The organism is Rhizobium sp. NZLR10 (assembly GCF_019685125.1).
Taxonomy (GTDB): Bacteria; Pseudomonadota; Alphaproteobacteria; order Rhizobiales; family Rhizobiaceae; genus Rhizobium.
Genome location: NZ_JABDWE010000030.1, coordinates 23,126 through 39,873, shown reverse-complemented (window position 1 = coordinate 39,873; position 16,748 = coordinate 23,126). Strand labels below are relative to the sequence as shown.

Sequence of the window (16,748 nt, the reverse complement as noted above, 5' to 3'; positions counted from 1 at the left end):
AATAAGCCGATATGGCCAGAAAACCCGCCTCAATCGGCCAAAATCCCACCGCACGACAGCCAGTCTGTAAAAAAATCAGACCCACAGCAAGCAACTGCGCCAACGCAGAGCGAATTTCAGCAGCCTGCTAAAGCGCGAGAAGCGAATCTGAAAGATCGCGACGCGCTTTGGTGCGAGTGGTCGGTCGCCGATCCGCTCTCGGGTTGGCTTGCGCCGATCAAATGGATTGGGTACCTGCGAGTCATCAAGGGAAGGCAAAGTCTTTCCCAGTCTGCAAGAGGAGAGAGGCGTCTTGACGAAGCCTGCGGTGACGAAAGAGACTGGATTTCGACATTTCACCGCCGCCGCCGGCTATTCCTGGGCGGGCTTCCTGCGCGTGATGAAAGAGGCAGCCTTCCGCCAGGAACTCGGTTTTTTCGTCGTTTCGATCGCGACGCTGGCATTGGTGGGGGCAACTGCCGGGGAGATCGTCGTTGCGGTGCTTCTGTTTCTCGGGCTCTTTTCGATGGAGGCGATGAATACCGCCGTCGAGGAGGTGATCGACCGGATTTCGCCGGAGATTTCGATCGTCGGCAAACATGCCAAGGATCTCGGTTCCTTCGCGGTGACCTGCATGATCGCCGCCTGCTGCCTCTATCTCGCCTTCGTCCTCGGCAGGCACCTGTTCTTCAGCCCGGCGTGATCAGGCCGATAATCCTACGGGGCTGAATCAGAACATCGTGCCCAGCTTGATCAGGCAAAACTCTTGCGCTTGCGCGCGACCGCCTGAGCCTCTTCCACAGCCGGCAGGCTCTGAAGCACGCGCCTGGCGGGCAGGATGGCGATCACTTCGGTTCCCTCGCGCAGCTTCGATTTCAGCAGGAACTGTCCGTCATGCTTGGCAAGGATCGCCTGGACGATCGGCAGGCCGAGGCCGGTGCCCTGTTCGGCGCTCTTAATGGCGATCGAGCCCTGACCGAAGGCCGAAAGGACAACGGGGATCTCTTCCTCCGGAATGCCGGGCCCGTTGTCCTTGATCGAGATGTACTGCCCGCCGCCGGCCGTCCAGCCGACCTTGACGTGGATTTCGCCGCCCTGTGGGGTGAACTTGACGGCGTTGGAGAGAAGGTTGAGCACCACCTGGCGCATCGACTTCTCGTCTGCCCAGATGGCTGGCAGCTGCCGTTCGAATTGATCCGAAATGGCGATGTTCTTGGCGCGGGCGCGCAGCTGGACCATGCCGATGCAATCCTCGGTGATATCGAGCAGCGAGATCGCCTCCTCGCTCAGCTCGTACTTGCCGGCTTCGATGCGGGAGAGGTCGAGAATCTCGTTGATGAGATCAAGCAGATGTTGGCCGGACCGGTGGATATCGCCGGCATATTCCTTGTAGGTCGGATTGGCGAGCGGTCCCATGACTTCGGCCGACATCACCTCGGAGAAACCAAGGATGGCATTGAGCGGGGTCCTGAGCTCGTGTGACATGGAGGCAAGGAAGCGGGACTTGGCGAGGTTTGCCTCTTCAGCTCGGCGGCGAGCCTCATCCGACATCGATTTCGCCACTTCAAGCTCGGCAATGAGGTCATCCTTCTCCGACTGGTAGGAGAGGATCCTGAGGCTCGACTTGAAGAGCCGGTCGCTGATATAGTTGAAGAAGACGAGGGTGGTGGTGAAGAGCACCGTCAGGCTGATTTCAAGGAGGTCGCGCGACAGGCCGCTCTTGGCGGCGAGCGCCAGGACCGCTGGCGCGAAGGAGACGAGCACCGTCGGCGTCAGCATAAAGTTTGACATCGCCGTGACGGAGAGTGCGATCAGCAGCGTCGCGCCCTTATAAAGAATGAAGCTGGACGGCTCGCAGATATCGCAACCCTGCAGCGCGAATATGGCCCAGCAGCAGCCGAGCAGGAATTGGCCGAACAACAGCAGGCGGTGCCATTTGCGGGCGCTCTCCGGGGTGATTTCCTGCCGGCGCGCACGTCGCGCAAGCAGGATATTGCCGGTGTGACAGATGAGCGTCAGCAGCGCCCAGAAGAGCAATTGCGTATCTTGGGTGAAATAAACGCCAAGCGCGGTGATGATGACGACGAAGAGCGGCATGATCGTCGCGCCCTGCAGCATCGATGCCACATACATCTTGAGCACGTCACGGTCGAAGGAGGAATTGGACGCATGACCGGACTGAAGACGTTCGCGCGTCTGCCGCACGGCCTTGGAAACGGCCTTGTTGCGGTGGCTGCGCGACCTGTCGACGATGATCTTGTCGGTCGATGTGCTTACGCCGGTACTCATGTGCACGTTGAAACTTCATCCCAGGGTGGATAAGAGCTTAACCGACAATTCTTAAGAAGATGTTTGCCATCTTTGCCAAGGATTTGTTTTTTAAGGAGGCAAAAGCGTGACACGGAGCCTGCGCCTGATTCGCGACGGCGTGACCGCTTTTGCCCTGCTGGCGCTCGTGGCGCTGATCGCCGCCAAACTCAACGATGCAGCAAAAATTGAGCATGCGGGCGCTTTCCATGCTGCCGACGGCGACAGTCTGACATTAGGAGACGAACGTTTGCGCCTGGAAGGCATCGATGCACCGGAACTCAACCAGAGCTGTATCCGGGCGGGCGAGTCCTGGGCCTGCGGCCGGGCGGCGCGCGTGGCGCTGCAAGGCCTGGTCCTGGCATCGGGAACGCTTTGCCAGGGCAGCCGGCGCGACCGTTATGACAGGCTGCTTGTCATCTGCCGGAGCGGGGCGGGCGGCGACATCAATGCCGCCATGGTGCGCCGGGGCATGGCCATCTCCTATGGCGGTTATGCCAGGGAAGAGACCGAGGCGAAGGCTGCGAAGGCGGGCCTCTGGGCCGGCACTTTCGAGCGGCCGCGCGATGTGCGTGATCATGCGCGCCAGAGTTCCGGTTTCGATGGCCCGCTGCGCTTTATCAGGCGGATCGTCGGATGGGAGTGAAGCCATGACCGACGAAGCCGAGCTGGAGACATTGCGGCGGGAGATAGCTTCCTGCCGCATCTGTCGTGACACGCCGGCGAAAGGCCTCGAATATCGGCTGCCGCACGAGCCGCGGCCGGTGGCGGTGATCTCATCGAGCGCGCGAATCCTGATCGCCGGGCAGGCGCCCGGGCTTCGGGTCCATGAGAGCGGCTTGCCGTTCGACGATGCTTCGGGCGACCGGTTGCGTTCATGGCTCGGCGTTGACAGGGCAAGCTTCTACGACCGAGACCGATTCGCCATCGTGCCCATGGGCTTCTGCTTTCCCGGCTATGACGACAAAGGCGGGGATCTGCCGCCGCGTCGCGAATGCGCGCCGTTCTGGCGGCGAAGGATGATTTCGGCGATGCCGCAGATCGAACTGGTGCTGGTCATCGGCCAATATGCCCAGGCTTGGCATATGGCCGGCGAAAGACAGGGCAATATGACCGAGACGGTGCGGGCGTGGCGTAACAGTCTTCTGTCCAACCGGTTGCCGGCGGTGCTGCCGTTGCCACATCCCAGCTGGCGCAACAGCGGCTGGCTGAAGCGCAATCCGTGGTTCGAGAAAGAATTGCTCCCGATCCTACAGGATCGAACGAAAATGCTGCTTTCCTGAAACAAAATTCTTTTCGTCGCGCGGAATCGAGTTATACAAAGAAAATAATTCGAAAGGACTGTTGTGCGCATGGACCGCCTCGACCGAAAAATACTGCGTCTGCTGCAAGAAGATTCGACGCTTGCCGTGGCCGATCTCGCCAAAAAAGTCGGGCTTTCGACGACCCCATGCTGGCGGCGCATTCAGAAAATGGAAGAAGACGGCGTCATCAAGCGCCGGGTCGCCATCCTTGATCCGGAGAAGGTCAACACCAAGGTCACCGTCTTCGTGTCGATTCGCACCGCCACCCATTCGATCGAATGGCTGCGGCGCTTTTCCGAGGTGGTCGCCGAGTTCCCCGAAGTAGTCGAATTCTACCGGATGAGCGGCGATGTCGACTATCTCTTGCGAGTCGTCGTGCCCGATATCGCAGCCTATGACGCTTTTTATAAGCGGATGATCGCCAAGATCGAGATTCGCGACGTCTCCTCCGCCTTCGCGATGGAGCAGATCAAGTATTCGACGCAGTTGCCGCTCGACTATATGCTTCTCGATAATGCCAAATCCAACGAGGATTGAAGCTCTCCCCGTGTGATCTGCGATCGCACGGGAGACTACCCAATAAGGTTGATTCGAGATGTGGCCTGCGGGCGCCCGAGGCAATCATCTAAACCCACTAAGATGGTTTGCAGACTGCGGCCGCACGTGAGCCCCATTCCCCTTGGATTGAGGCTGCAGAGACAATCCGACCACGAAAAGAGTGACTGAGCCGAAAGGCAAAGCTCTCAGCAGATTGTGACCCGATTGCAGAAAATCCCGAAAAATAGCGAAAAAACGCTCGAATTGCGCCAAGGTTCTCGAAATACATAGCCTGGTAAGGAATACGGGGGTATGTTGCATGGAACCAATGAGCGCCATGTCATCATTTTGTCTCATTGGAATCGAATTCAGGACACCATGTTCTAAACCGCTGCCTTGTATCTGTCCATTAGCCGGCGGTAGAGTTTGTGCGCTTCACCAGTATGTTCGACGGGGGTCGGATGGTGGAGAATTTGACAAAATGGGGCGTAGTGTTTGCGGCTTGCGATGGAGGATTTCCGTCGCGGAGCCGTTTGGCGTGTGTTTAGTCTAAATAATTGAAATTGTTGTATAAAAATCACGTCGCCGGTGAAAGTTACTGTCGGGGCCCCATCCTGCATGTATCGAGAATTGCTTGATAGGGCCTTGTATGTGATGACGGTTTGGCGGTTCGATCGATCCGCACGCCGAGATGGCTGTTCAAACTGGGCCGGCTTCAAATCGACTATCCGATTGGAAGCCAGCCCCGATCGACAAAGGAATGGATTGGTAAATGAACATCAGAATGGTTTTGCTTGCATCAGCAGCAGCATTTGCTGCATCGACGCCGGTTCTTGCAGCTGACGCTATCGTTGCTGCTGAGCCGGAACCGGTTGAATACGTTCGCGTCTGCGACGCTTACGGCACCGGCTACTTCTACATCCCGGGCACCGAAACCTGCCTCAAGATCGAAGGCTACATTCGTTTCCAGGTCAACGTTGGCGATCAGGTTGGCGGTTCGCTAGCTCATCCTAACGACTCCGATTGGGATGCCGTTACGCGCGGTCAGGTTCAGTTCACGGCCAAGAGCGATACCGAGTATGGTCCGCTGACCGGCGTCATCGTCATGCAGTTCAATGCTGACAACGCCACCGATCAGGACGCTATTCTCGACTCCGCTTACCTCGACATCGCGGGCTTCCGCGCTGGTCTCTTCTACAGCTGGTGGGACGATGGCCTCTCCGGCGAAACCGACGACATCGGTTCGGTTGTAACGCTCCACAACTCCATGCGCTATCAGTATGAAAGCGGCACCTTCTACGCTGGCCTCAGCGTCGACGAACTGGAAGACGGCGTTTACAAGGGCGACGAAGAAGCAAACAACGTTGGCGTTGCCTTCGGCGTCGGCGGCACGGCTGGTGCCTTCAGCTACCAGGTCACTGGCGGCTGGGACTTCGACAACGAAGACGGCGCAATCCGCGCTATGGGTACGGTTGAAATCGGCCCCGGCACGCTCGGCCTCGCTGGCGTATACTCTTCCGGACCAAACTCCTACTACTCCTCGGCTGAATGGGCTATTGCAGCCGAATACGCCATCAAGGCAACCGACAAGCTGAAGATCACCCCGGCCGTTCAGTACTACGGCAACTACTTCGGTGGCGACAAGGCCGTTCCGGATGACTTCGACGGTCTCGGCGATGCTTGGAAGGTCGGTCTGACAGTTGATTACCAGATCGTCGACAACTTCTACGCCAAGGCTTCGGTTCAGTACCTCGATCCGGATGATGGCGACGACTCCACGACGGGCTACTTCCGTCTGCAGCGTTCGTTCTAATCAACTTAGTGAATGCTCCCGGCCTTCGGGCCGGGGGCACTTCAAATCAGTTTCTGATCCGAGTGACCTCCGATCAGCTACGGGGACGGGTCCGGTCTTCCCTGCCGGGCCGTCCTTGCAGCGTTTTTGACGCGCAGTCTTCAAGGCAGTCTTTCAGCACAGCCTTTTCAGGTGAACCGGAGCGGATGTTGCGTATTGCACGCCGGCTTCTTGCGTGGACCGTCTCTCGAGGCACTCCCTTTTTCAATTTTCAAGCGAGCTGGATTGATCGATAGCATCACCGTAAGGGAGCTATTGGTCCTTTCTCGTAGTCGGCCTCGCCAGGCTTGGCCGCAACAGGTCGTGAAAAGAAGGTCCAATGCCGACAATGTGATTACAGCTTTGTTGGAGAGACGATACAACTCCTTGCAGGGGGCTGGCATTCATTTCCTTCTCTCGGGCAGCTTGTATGGACGATCTCAACGACTACTATTATTTCGCCGCTGTCGTCTCCAGCGGCGGCTTCGCTTCTGCAAGTCGCGATCTGAAGATACCGCGATCGAAGTTGAGCAGGCGGGTCAGCCGCCTTGAGGACGGGCTTGGCGCAAGGCTTATAGAACGCTCGACTCGTCACTTCCGGGTGACAGAGATCGGCCAGGCTTTCTACGAAAGATGCCAGACCATCTTGCAGGAGGCCGACCGCGCCAAATCAATCGTCAGCGAGGCTCAATCCGACCCGCAAGGCGTGGTGCGGATGGGCTGCCCTCTCGGTCTCGTCGACATTTCGGTCGGCGGAATACTGCCTGAATTCCTGGAGCGCTATCCGAAGATCAAGCTGCAGATCATCGGCTCCGACCGGCGCGCTGACCTCATCAACGAACGGATCGATCTTGAGGTGAGGGCGACCAACGAGCCGGAGACGCAGACGAGCCTGACGATGCGCAAGCTTGACCGGGCGCGGCGTATTCTCGTCGCAAGTCCCTCGCTGGTCGAGCGCACCGGCTGCTTGAATTGTGTGGACGAGCTCGCCGAGCTTCCGACGCTGGCAATGACGTCATGGGTGTCGTTCCACAGCTGGGAATTGATCGGTCCAGATGACGCCAGACAGGTGATTCGGCATCAGCCGCGGCTGACCTGTCGGAGCATGACCGCCATCCTCGACGCGGCCCGTGCCGGCCTCGGCTTCGGGCTTTTGCTCGAAAGTGCCTGCGAGGCCGATCTCCAGGCTGGCAAGCTGGTGCGAGTGCTGCCGGAATGGCAGTCGGAGGAGAGCCAGTTCTATATCGTCTTCACGACCGCCAAGGGCATGCCGCCGGCTGTGCGGGTGCTGATCGATTTCCTGGTCGAAAAATCCCGGCAGCATTGATGAAGCAGCATTGACCAAGAAGGGGCTTCAGGTTTGAAGCCGGCATCCGCTTTATCGCAGCCGTGCCAGCAGCTTCTCGCCGGCCAGTTCCCTGTTGGCATCCTTGCCGATCCAGCGAGCGGTTTTATCAGAGCTTTCGGCCAAGGCTCTTGCGAGGGCCAGCGCCGGTGCATGGCAGGCGAGATTGCGCTTTCCGATGCTGCGAAGCGCCCAGTTGACCGCCTTGCGGACGAAGTTTCGAGGGTCGCCGGAATGAGCCTTGATCAGCGGCAGCCAGGCAAGGATGGTGGCGTCGGGCTCCTTTTTGCAATGGACGGCTGCGCCGGCAATCATGGCGAAGGCAGTGCGCTTGACAAATTCGCGCTCGTCGTCGGCGAATTCTGGGATGAGCTCGTCCAGCGCGGCCTCGATGAAGAGATCGGCGGGGCAATCGACGATCTCCCAGGAATTGAAATCATTGGCCCAATTCCGGGCTTTGTTTGCCGTCAGCCGCTTCGGCTCGGCGGTGTACAGGGCGAGCAGGCGGGCTTCACGGATATCGCTTCGCCAGAGCTGAACTGCCCGGACTTGATCCTTCTTCGCCAGTCTGGCGACCACCTTGATATCGGGATTGGATATGCCGAGGGCGCGGTTCGTGACAATGCCGAAGCGCGCCATGCCGGCGATATTTTCCTCCGAACGCAGCTTTTCGAGATGCGCGATCAGTTCGGCTGCGTCGGAGGCGGGCGTGATCATTTTTCTACAGGATGATGCCGAAAAGTGTGAGCGGTTTTCGGCATCATGCACCTGTCCCTTCAATTTAGAACGAGATTCAGATTTTAGTCCGACCGGGACTAAAATCATCCTGTTCCAGGCGGGCGAGCAACGAGGATGTATCCCAGCGATTGCCGCCCATCGCCTGTACGTCGCCGTAGAATTGGTCGACCACGGCAGTGACAGGCAGCTTGGCGCCGTTGCGGCGCGCTTCGGTGAGCACGATGCCGAGATCCTTGCGCATCCAGTCGACCGCGAAGCCGAAATCATATTTGCCTGCGTTCATGGTCTTGTGGCGGTTTTCCATCTGCCAGGAGCCGGCCGCCCCCTTGGAGATAACCTCGACGACCTTTTCAATATCAAGGCCGGCGCGCTTGCCGAAATGCAGTGCTTCGGCAAGTCCCTGGACGAGGCCGGCGATGCAGATCTGGTTGACCATCTTGGTCAGTTGGCCTGAACCTGCCGGCCCCATCAGACCGACCATGCGGGCATAGGCGTCGATGACGGGCCTGGCGCGTTCGAAGACGGCCTCGTCGCCACCGCACATGACGGTGAGGGCGCCGTTTTCAGCGCCGGCCTGGCCGCCGGAGACGGGAGCGTCGATGAAATCGACGCCTTTTTCCTTTGCCACGGCATAAAGTTCGCGAGCGACTTCGGCGCTGGCGGTGGTGTTGTCGATCAGCACCGAACCCGGCTTCATGCCGTGCAGGGCGCCGTTTTCGCCAGATGTCACCGATCGGAGATCTTCGTCATTGCCGACGCAGACGAAGACGAAATCGGCGCCTGCTGCAGCCTCAGCCGGGGTGGGAGCGGATTTGCCGGAGAATTTCTCGGCCCAGGCGACGGCCTTTTCGACTGTTCGATTGTAGACGGTGACATCGTGGCCGCCCTTCGTCTTCAGATGCCCTGCCATGGGAAAGCCCATGACGCCGAGACCGATGAATGCGACTTTAGCCATATGTCCTGTCCTTATCGGGTGTGCGAGGCCCCGAGGATTAACCGAAACGGGGGGAGCAGAAAAGCCGTGAAGACGGAGTTCCTTCCGATAGACGCATAGGAGGCTGGTCGCCGCTCGCCTAGGCCCTAGATGGGGATCAGGCAAAATGTTCCGGGGGGGTGATATGAGCGAAATTCCGACGATCAAGCCGCGGCGCAAAGGCCGCAGTGGAATGCAGGCGACGCTGATTCCATCGCAGCAGATGGTCGCAGCGCAAATTCGGTTGGCACAGGAAGGTGTTTTCACCGAGCTTGGCGTCCTTCGCCGCCGTCTCGCTACCCAATACGGGGCGGACGCCTGTTGTCCGGTCACCGTTCAGCGGCATCTGCGCGCGATCGCCGATCTGTCTTTCCACGCGCTGCAAAAGGGCGAGGCGGTTTCGACGGTCACGCCCTATTGGCGCATGGTCGATCCGGCTAGCCTGCTGGCGACGCGCCTTGCAGGTGGGGCCGGTTTTCTCCGCGAGCGGCTGGCCGCCGAACGTCGGGAGGGGTAGCGGAAGAAGGCCGGTATCAGCAGGCCCGTGTCGACGAGCGCCTGAACGGGAAAAATTATTCCCCGAAGCGGATGACAATGCGAAATTGATATTGTCGATATAATTTGTAGTCTATGCCAGTATCCTGGCGATCGACGGCGACCATTGACGGCATCCGGCCGGCCGCCATCGATCGACAGGATATTCAGATGTTCACGCGCAGACGAAGCCCCGGAATTCTTCCCGCCGCCATGATCCTCCCAAGCATCCGTGCGGCTGCGATGCGCAGGCACGTCCGTGTGTCGTCGCCTGCCAGGGCCCAGCTTGACCGCGCGAGCTGATTTTCGAATTTAGCAGCAAAGGATTGTTTCCATGACCGCCACATCCGATCCCATCAATTTCCTTTGGTTCATCCCGACATCGGGCGACGGCACCTATCTCGGTTCCTCCGATCTCAACCGCGCGCCCGAGATCGGCTATCTCACGCAGATCGCCCAGGCTGTCGACCGGCTCGGCTATTCCGGCGTGCTGCTGCCGACAGGCGTTGCCTGCGAAGAATCCTTCGTGACGGCGGCGGCTCTCGCGGCCAAGACCGAGAAGCTGCAGTTCCTGGTGGCGGTCCGCCCCGGCACGGCATCGCCCGCTTATTACGCGCGACTTGCGACGACGCTCGATCGCATCTCCAACGGCCGCCTGCTGCTCAACATCGTCGTGGGCGGCAGTCCGGCCGAGCTTGCCGGTGACGGCATCCATCTCGAACATGACGAGCGTTATGCCCATGCGGAGGAGTTCTTCACGGTCTTCGAGGAACTGCTGGATAAGGGCACGGCGAGCTTTGACGGCAAATACATTAAGGCGACAAATGCGCGCCTCGGCTTTCCCTCAGTGCAGAACCCGCGTCCGCCGCTTTATTTTGGCGGTTCATCGGATGCCGGCATCGATTTCTCGGTCGGCCGCGTCGACAAATATCTGACCTGGGGCGAGCCGCCGGCACAGGTGGCCGAAAAGATCGCCAAGGTGCGCAAGGCGGCCGCCGAGCGCGACCGCGAGGTGACCTTCGGCATCCGCCTGCACTTCATCGTGCGCGAGACCGACGAGGAGGCATGGGAGGCGGCGGAGCGGCTGATCCGCCATCTCGACGACGATACGATCCGCGAGGCGCAGGAGCGCTTCGTTCATGAGTCCGACTCGGTCGGCCAGAAGCGTATGGCCGCTCTTCACGGCGGCCGGCGCGACAAGCTCGAGGTCTCGCCGAACCTCTGGGCCGGTGTCGGCTTGGTGCGGGCTGGTGCCGGCACCGCGCTTGTGGGGTCGCCGAAGACGGTTGCCGCGCGCCTTGCCGAATATCAGGAGATCGGGATCGATACGGTGATCGGCTCCGGCTATCCGCACCTGGAGGAAGCCTATCGTGTCGCCGAGCTGCTCTTCCCCGAGCTCGGTATCACCCGCGCGCAGCAGCGCCTGGCGTTCAACAACGAATTCGGCGGCGAGCAGGTCTTTGCAGGCGGCAGCCACGGCGGCAACCTGAAGGTCGTCTCCGGTTCCTGAGTTCCGACGCGACGCCGAACAGGATATCGCCGGAAGCCGCCCCGTGGCTTTCGGCGTTTTGTTGAGTGCGGCCATGCCCGGTTCGGAGCGGCAGATCGCGTAATCCTCGGTATTGATGATTGTCATTGTTTGAGACCTTGGCGCCATCCTGCCGAAATCGTCCTGGGGCGCATAATCCAGCGAAACGCGTTGATTTATAGCCAGTGAGATATGCTTCATTTCCTCACAGTCTTCCCGAACGTCGTGTCCGCCGGCTTATCCACATCGGCTAGGCCTGCTAATTCTTTTCGCTCTTCGTTTGCCTCTTGACTCACGCATGCCTCATTGGCTATGAATTAATCCATAGCTGAATAGGTATGAATTCGAATGTCCGATGCTCAAGACGCGCTCTTCAAAACGCTCGCTGATCCGACACGGCGGGCTCTTTTCGAGCGGCTGTGCCGCGAAGGAGAGAAGACGGTCGGGGCTCTGACGGCTCGGGCCGGGGTTTCTCAGCCGGTCGTCTCAAAACATCTCGGCATACTAAAGCAGGCTGGATTGGTGCGCGACCGCCACGAAGGGCGCCAGACGCATTACAGCGCGCAGCTGGGCGCGCTGGCACCACTGGTCGACTGGACGAGTGAGATGGCCGCGTTCTGGCAAAGCCGCTTCAATGATCTCGAAGATTTGCTGAAAAGGATGGATCAATGACCGACACATCGACCGAAACACGCGCAGTCGTCATCGAAAGGGAAATCCCATTTCCCTCGGAGAAGATCTGGCGGGCGCTGACCCAGCCGCACCTGATCCAGGAATGGCTGATGAAGAGCGACTTCAAGCCGGTCGCCGACCACCGCTTCAAGTTCAGCGCAGATTGGGGTTCCGTCGACTGTAAGGTCCTGGAAGTCGAGCCGAACAAGACCCTGTCCTACAGCTGGGATGCCTATGGTCTCGAAAGCACCGTTACCTGGACTCTCACTCCGACCGGCACGGGCACGCACCTGCGCATGGAGCAGTCGGGGTTCCGGCCGGATCAGCGGCAGGCTTTTCAGGGCGCCAGGAGCGGGTGGACACAGTTCTTCGCAAATCTGGAGCAGGTGCTGGCGCGGACGGAGTAAGGCCGCTCATCGCCGGGGCTGATCTTAAACGCGGGAGGTGCCATTGAAATGGAACAACTGGTTGCGGCAGACCCACCGCTGGCTGTCCGTTGCCTTTGCCATGGCGGTCATTCTCAATATCGTCGCGATGGTCCAGGAGAAATCGATCGTCTGGGTAGGCCTCTTGGCGCTGCTGCCGCTTGGCCTGCTATTGCTGACCGGTCTTTACCTGTTCATGCTGCCTTATGCTGCCAGATGGCGCGGCAGGTAGGAGTGAAGGCAATGGCCGGCAAGACTTCCAATACCGCAGCGAAGATCAGAAAGAAGACAGCCACTCAGCCGGCTGCGGCGGAGCCGAAGCTCCTCTCGGGAGGCAACCCGCAGATCGCCAAGGGTTATGGCGATGCTCCTGTGCAGGCCTATATCGCTGCCATTCCGGACTGGAAAAGCGCCGTCGGACGCCGTCTCGACGCGCTGATCACGCACACTGTGCCGGGTGTGAACAAGGCGGTCAAATGGAACTCGCCTCTCTATGGCATCGAAGAGCGGGGCTGGTTTCTCAGCGTTCACTGCTTCGCCAAATACGTCAAGGTGGCCTTTTTCCGGGGTACGTCGCTGCATCCTCTGCCGCCCGGCCATTCCAAGCAGAAGGAAGTGCGCTACCTCGATATCCGCGAGGAGGACGAAATCGACGAAGCCCAGCTTGCCGCCTGGGTGGAGCAGGCCAGCCGCTTGCCCGGCGAACGGATGTAAACAAATAGCACTCGAACGACGGGTGGGAGGAACCATGAAGAAAGCGTCAGCAACCATGAAGAAAAGCGATTCCGGGGAAGCAAGCGAGGAAACGTCCCCCTCTCAGTTGATCGATGCGAGGATCGAGGAACTGGGAGACTGGCGGGGCGAGAAGCTTGCCCAGGTCCGAATGCTGATCAAGCAGGCCGTGCCCGAGGTGCTTGAGGAATGGAAGTGGCGAGGAGTTCCGGTATGGGAGCGCGCCGGGATCATCTGCACCGGCGAAACTTACAAGAGCGTGGTGAAACTGACCTTCGCCAAGGGCGCCTCGCTGGAGGATCCCACGGGACTGTTCAACTCCAGCCTCGAAGGCAACACCCGGCGCGCCATCGATTTCCATCAAGGCGACACGATCGACGAGGAGGCGCTGAAGGCGCTCGTTCGTGCCGCCGCAGCGCTGAACACGTTATCAAAGACTGCCGTGTCGCGGAAGAAATCAAGCGGAACATGAGGTTTCGCTAAAGCATTTCGCGCAAAAGTGTGCAGCAGTTTAGCGATAGCGACAGCGTAAAAACAAAGACCTAAAGCGCGAAGAGCGAATCTGAAAGATCGCGACGCGCTTTAATGGATCGGGTTCGCCTCGCGCTCGAGAAAGAGTTCGAGATTGTCGAGGCCGATCTCCGTGCCCTGGAGGCGGGCGCCGTTGTCGGCGTAGCCGTCGAGGAAGACTACCTGCTCGGTGAAGACCATTTTCGTGCCGTGGGGTTCAGCTTCGAAGGTGATTGTGGCGAGCGAGGCGGAGATGCGCCTTTCGCCGAGCTTCATCTCATAGGCATAGATGATACGGGTGTCAGGCACGATATCGATGTAATGGGCGTCAAAAGCGTGCAGGAGCCCGTCCGTATCGGCGACATGGTTTCGCTCGGTACCGCCGGGACGGAAATCGAGCCTGTAATCCAGCGGAACCCATTCGCCGTGGCAGGCGAACCATTGACGCTTTGCCTCCGGCGTCGACCAGGCGCGGAAGACACGGCCGACCGGTGCTTTCAGGCGGCGCTCGATGACGAGGGTGGCATGTTCGGCAGATCGTGTCGTCATTCGGAAAAGCTCTCCGGTTCTTCGGCGAGAAATTGATCCAGCCTATCGAAGGTAGTCGTCCAGCGGCTCTTTCGCTGTTCCACCCAGCGCTCGACGGTGGCAAGCGCATCCTGCTGCAGGCGGTAGGTTCGAACCCGGCCGGATTTCTCCGAGAGCACGAGGCCACTATGCTCCAGCACCTGCAGATGTTTCATTACCGTCGGCAAGGCCACCGCGAGCGGCGCGGCCAGCTCGGTGACCGAAGCCGGGCCACGGCCGAGGCGATCGATCATGCCGCGCCGGCTGCGGTCGGATAGCGCGTGGAACATGCGGTCGAGATCGGCCTGGCTTTCGATCATCCAGCGGCATCCCGGAAGCGGGCGGGCAACCGCTCTTTATAGGGGTAGAACTTGAAGTAGGGGCGGGCCTCGTCCAGTGCCCGTGCAAAGGAGGGGCGCGTCAGCAGCCGATCGTAATAGGCGCGAAGGTTCGGCTGCTCCGCTGAAAACGGAACCAGCGTCTCGGCATAGAAGAGCGACGGGGCTGCGGCGCAATCGGCCATGGTGAAGCCGTCGCCCGCTATCCATTGTTTGTCGGCGAGCTGCTTTTCGATCATCGCATAGGCAGTGGCGAGTGTCGCCTTGGCGGCGGTCACCTCGATTTCATCAGCCGTGCCCTCGGGGCGCCGGCGATTGCTGACGAGCGCCTGCATCGGCGCCTGGACATAATGGTCGAAGAATCGATCCCAGAGGCGGACCTGCAGCGCCCGGTCAATCTCAAGCGGCAGCAGGCGAACGGGGCCAGGATAGTAGTGCTCGAGATATTCGATGATGATCGACGTCTCGGGAATGGTGCTGTCGCGCGCCTCGTCCCGCAGCAGCGGCATCTTGCCGATCGGCCAGAAGCGGAAGAGATCGGAACGCGAGCTCTCGTCGGACAGATCGACGAGACGATTTTCGAAGGGTGTGCCGTTTTCGTAAAGCGCGATCAGCACCTTGTGGCAGAAGGAGGCGAGCGGATGCCCATAGAACACGAGCGACATGCGGCGACCTTTCCTGTTGTGATAAACTTTACCGTTCGACTAAGTATCAGGTCGGCCGGCATAGCACAACAGATAGTTTGCCAATCGCGCAAGTATCGCCATCAGCCAATATATCTTGCGACCACCAAATGGCCGGGTGTCGGCTGGCCGTCTTCCATGCGCACGTTGATATCCGATATCTCGACGAGTTCGAAACCGGTGGCCGCCAGGCGTTCTTTCACATAGGCGTCGGCATGGGCGAAGCGCTGATGCGGACCGACCATGTAGGCGCGGCCAGCGAGAGTGGCGTCCGGCACGGTTTCCGAGGAGAAGATGAACAGGCCGCCCGACGTCAGGTTCTCGGCGGCGCCGAAGAACAGCGGTTCGAGTGCGCCGAGATAGGGCAGTACGTCGGTGGCTGTGATGATGTCGAAGGCGTCCTCGTCGTTGTCGTCGAGGAAATCTTCGACCTCGGCGACGAAGAGGGTTTCGTAGAGATCCTTCTCATGGGCGATCTCGACCATCTTCTCCGATAGGTCGATGCCGGTCATGTCGGCGCAGAGGTCGCGCAGTGCGCCGCCGGTCAGGCCCGTGCCGCAGCCGAGATCGAGCAGCCGCTTGAACGGTCCGAGCTTCAGCGCCTGCAGGCGCTGGCGCACCAGCATCGGCACGTGATAGCCGAGCTGCTCGACAAGTACGTCCTCGAAAACCTCGGCATGCTGGTCGAACAGGGTTTCGACATAGGCGTCAGGCGCCCTGGCAGGAGTTTCGCCGCGGCCCATGGCGGCGATGCGCACGGCGGCACCGCCGTGATCGTCGGGATCGATTGCCAGGACTTCCTCATAGGCTGCCACCGCCGCGTCGACATCGCCGGCCTTTTCCAGCGCCAGAGCGCGGTTATAGGCCTCGCCAAGGGCTTCTTCGTCGATCTTCTTTGCCATCGCGGTCCATCGTCCTTTTGTTTCAGGCATGCGTCTAAGGCGGCTTTCGAAGTTTTGCAATGGCGCTGCTGCGAGCGCAGAATGGGCGCAAAGAAGACGAAGGGAGGAATACCGATGAAATCGGAGCAAGAACGGCCGTCATTGCTACCTGAAGGGGAGGCTGCACGGGCATTGCTGCTGCCTGGCACGCCAGGCGAGATCACCAACACGCTTAGCCATTATTACCGCGGTGAACTCGGGCGGATGACGAGTTGGCGCGACCGTATCGACCGAACGTCCAACTGGGCGATCACCGTGGTCGCGGCGCTGCTTTCGGTGTCGCTGTCGACGCCGACCTCGCATCACGGCGTGCTGCTGTTCGGGATGATGCTGGTGACGCTGCTTCTGATCATCGAAGCGCGGCGCTACCGCTTCTTCGACATCTACCGAGCCCGCATTCGCCAGATCGAGCGCTGCTATTTCGCGCAGATTTTGGCGCCGGAGGCGGGGGTCGGCAGAGAATGGGCCTCGGTGATCGCCAGCAGCCTGCGCAAGCCGCGTTTCCTGCTCAGCTACTGGGACGCGATGCACCGCCGGCTCAAACGGAACTATGGTTGGATGTATTCTATCCTGTTTCTCGCCTGGTGCCTGAAGATCTCGACGCCGAAATTGCAAACGGAGGGCATGCCGGCGCTACAGGCGCAGTCCTGGACCTATGTCATCGATAATGCGGTGCTGGGGCCTATTCCCGGCCTTGCGGTCATCATCATCGTCATCGTCTTCTACCTCAGCATCCTCTGCTTTGCGCTCCGCCCGGTCCGTGACCAAGGTGAATTCGGCCATGGCGAGGCACATGTCTGATGG

Annotated in this window: 20 protein-coding genes and 1 pseudogene; 14 read left to right on the top strand and 7 right to left on the bottom strand. The window is 59.8% G+C overall.

The features are described 5' to 3' along the window. Positions 1-292: 292 nt before the first annotated feature. Positions 293-682, top strand: coding sequence for a diacylglycerol kinase (locus tag HJB82_RS30635; RefSeq protein ID WP_221117156.1), 390 nt, complete (start codon positions 293-295; stop codon positions 680-682). Between the two features lie 50 nt (positions 683-732). Here the strand turns inward: HJB82_RS30635 and HJB82_RS30630 are convergent, their stop codons facing one another. After that, positions 733-2,268, bottom strand: a complete 1,536-nt coding sequence (locus tag HJB82_RS30630) for a HAMP domain-containing sensor histidine kinase (RefSeq protein WP_207580760.1) — start codon at positions 2,266-2,268, stop codon at positions 733-735. A 106-nt stretch (positions 2,269-2,374) separates the two neighbouring features. Between HJB82_RS30630 and HJB82_RS30625 the strand changes: the two genes are divergently transcribed. The 5 genes from HJB82_RS30625 to HJB82_RS30605 all read left to right on the top strand — a co-directional run bounded on the left by HJB82_RS30625 (position 2,375) and on the right by HJB82_RS30605 (position 7,285). After that, positions 2,375-2,932, top strand: coding sequence for a thermonuclease family protein (locus HJB82_RS30625; RefSeq protein WP_221142326.1), 558 nt, complete (start codon positions 2,375-2,377; stop codon positions 2,930-2,932). 4 nt (positions 2,933-2,936) lie between these two features. Continuing rightward, the gene (locus tag HJB82_RS30620) at positions 2,937-3,569 is read left to right on the top strand and encodes a uracil-DNA glycosylase family protein (protein ID WP_221142325.1); all 633 of its coding nucleotides are present in this window, start codon (positions 2,937-2,939) and stop codon (positions 3,567-3,569) included. A 69-nt stretch (positions 3,570-3,638) separates the two neighbouring features. After that, positions 3,639-4,127 (top strand): Lrp/AsnC family transcriptional regulator, encoded by a 489-nt coding sequence (locus HJB82_RS30615; RefSeq protein ID WP_007629545.1) that lies wholly within the window; start codon positions 3,639-3,641, stop codon positions 4,125-4,127. Between the two features lie 772 nt (positions 4,128-4,899). Then, on the top strand, positions 4,900-5,940 hold the full coding sequence (locus HJB82_RS30610; protein WP_221142324.1) for a porin: 1,041 nt from the start codon (positions 4,900-4,902) through the stop codon (positions 5,938-5,940). Positions 5,941-6,388: 448 nt separating this feature from the next. After that, a complete protein-coding gene (locus HJB82_RS30605; protein ID WP_221142323.1) occupies positions 6,389-7,285 on the top strand; it encodes a LysR substrate-binding domain-containing protein in 897 nt (298 codons plus the stop codon). Positions 7,286-7,336: 51 nt separating this feature from the next. Here the strand turns inward: HJB82_RS30605 and HJB82_RS30600 are convergent, their stop codons facing one another. Together HJB82_RS30600 and HJB82_RS30595 are read right to left on the bottom strand one after the other, a co-directional pair. Next, the gene (locus HJB82_RS30600; protein ID WP_207580755.1) at positions 7,337-8,020 is read right to left on the bottom strand and encodes a DNA alkylation repair protein; all 684 of its coding nucleotides are present in this window, start codon (positions 8,018-8,020) and stop codon (positions 7,337-7,339) included. 76 nt (positions 8,021-8,096) lie between these two features. Beyond that, complete coding sequence (locus tag HJB82_RS30595; protein WP_207580754.1) at positions 8,097-8,996, bottom strand: NAD(P)-dependent oxidoreductase; 900 nt, start codon at positions 8,994-8,996, stop codon at positions 8,097-8,099. Between the two features lie 163 nt (positions 8,997-9,159). Between HJB82_RS30595 and HJB82_RS30590 the strand changes: the two genes are divergently transcribed. The 7 genes and pseudogenes from HJB82_RS30590 to HJB82_RS30560 all read left to right on the top strand — a co-directional run bounded on the left by HJB82_RS30590 (position 9,160) and on the right by HJB82_RS30560 (position 13,377). Next, positions 9,160-9,531, top strand: a complete 372-nt coding sequence (locus HJB82_RS30590; protein WP_207580753.1) for a hypothetical protein — start codon at positions 9,160-9,162, stop codon at positions 9,529-9,531. 351 nt (positions 9,532-9,882) lie between these two features. Further along, positions 9,883-11,058 carry an FMNH2-dependent alkanesulfonate monooxygenase gene (gene ssuD, locus HJB82_RS30585; RefSeq protein WP_221142322.1) on the top strand — a complete coding sequence of 392 codons (1,176 nt, stop codon included), beginning with the start codon at positions 9,883-9,885 and terminating at the stop codon, positions 11,056-11,058. Positions 11,059-11,424: 366 nt separating this feature from the next. Next, entirely contained in the window at positions 11,425-11,748 is a 324-nt protein-coding gene (locus HJB82_RS30580; protein ID WP_221142321.1) for a helix-turn-helix transcriptional regulator, read from the top strand. After that, a complete protein-coding gene (locus HJB82_RS30575) occupies positions 11,745-12,155 on the top strand; it encodes an SRPBCC domain-containing protein (RefSeq protein WP_207580750.1) in 411 nt (136 codons plus the stop codon). The genes HJB82_RS30580 and HJB82_RS30575 overlap by 4 nt, the downstream gene beginning before the upstream one ends. A gap of 43 nt (positions 12,156-12,198) precedes the next feature. Then, positions 12,199-12,415 (top strand): annotated as a pseudogene (locus tag HJB82_RS30570) (hypothetical protein); the annotation flags it as partial. A gap of 1 nt (position 12,416) precedes the next feature. Next, positions 12,417-12,887, top strand: coding sequence for a DUF1801 domain-containing protein (locus tag HJB82_RS30565; RefSeq protein ID WP_221117153.1), 471 nt, complete (start codon positions 12,417-12,419; stop codon positions 12,885-12,887). A gap of 34 nt (positions 12,888-12,921) precedes the next feature. Beyond that, a complete protein-coding gene (locus HJB82_RS30560) occupies positions 12,922-13,377 on the top strand; it encodes a DUF1801 domain-containing protein (RefSeq protein ID WP_207580747.1) in 456 nt (151 codons plus the stop codon). A gap of 110 nt (positions 13,378-13,487) precedes the next feature. On the opposite strand, the gene HJB82_RS30555 is transcribed toward HJB82_RS30560, so the two are convergent. The 4 genes from HJB82_RS30555 to HJB82_RS30540 form a co-directional block, all read right to left on the bottom strand. Further along, complete coding sequence (locus HJB82_RS30555) at positions 13,488-13,964, bottom strand: SRPBCC family protein (RefSeq protein WP_221117152.1); 477 nt, start codon at positions 13,962-13,964, stop codon at positions 13,488-13,490. Beyond that, a complete protein-coding gene (locus HJB82_RS30550) occupies positions 13,961-14,302 on the bottom strand; it encodes a helix-turn-helix transcriptional regulator (protein ID WP_007629523.1) in 342 nt (113 codons plus the stop codon). The genes HJB82_RS30555 and HJB82_RS30550 overlap by 4 nt, the downstream gene beginning before the upstream one ends. Further along, positions 14,299-14,985, bottom strand: coding sequence for a glutathione S-transferase family protein (locus HJB82_RS30545; RefSeq protein ID WP_207580745.1), 687 nt, complete (start codon positions 14,983-14,985; stop codon positions 14,299-14,301). The genes HJB82_RS30550 and HJB82_RS30545 overlap by 4 nt, the downstream gene beginning before the upstream one ends. A gap of 101 nt (positions 14,986-15,086) precedes the next feature. Further along, positions 15,087-15,905 (bottom strand): class I SAM-dependent methyltransferase, encoded by an 819-nt coding sequence (locus HJB82_RS30540; RefSeq protein ID WP_207580744.1) that lies wholly within the window; start codon positions 15,903-15,905, stop codon positions 15,087-15,089. Positions 15,906-16,019: 114 nt separating this feature from the next. Between HJB82_RS30540 and HJB82_RS30535 the strand changes: the two genes are divergently transcribed. After that, positions 16,020-16,745: a DUF2270 domain-containing protein gene (locus tag HJB82_RS30535; protein ID WP_207580743.1), complete on the top strand. Its 726-nt coding sequence runs from the start codon at positions 16,020-16,022 to the stop codon at positions 16,743-16,745. Positions 16,746-16,748 lie beyond the last annotated feature (3 nt).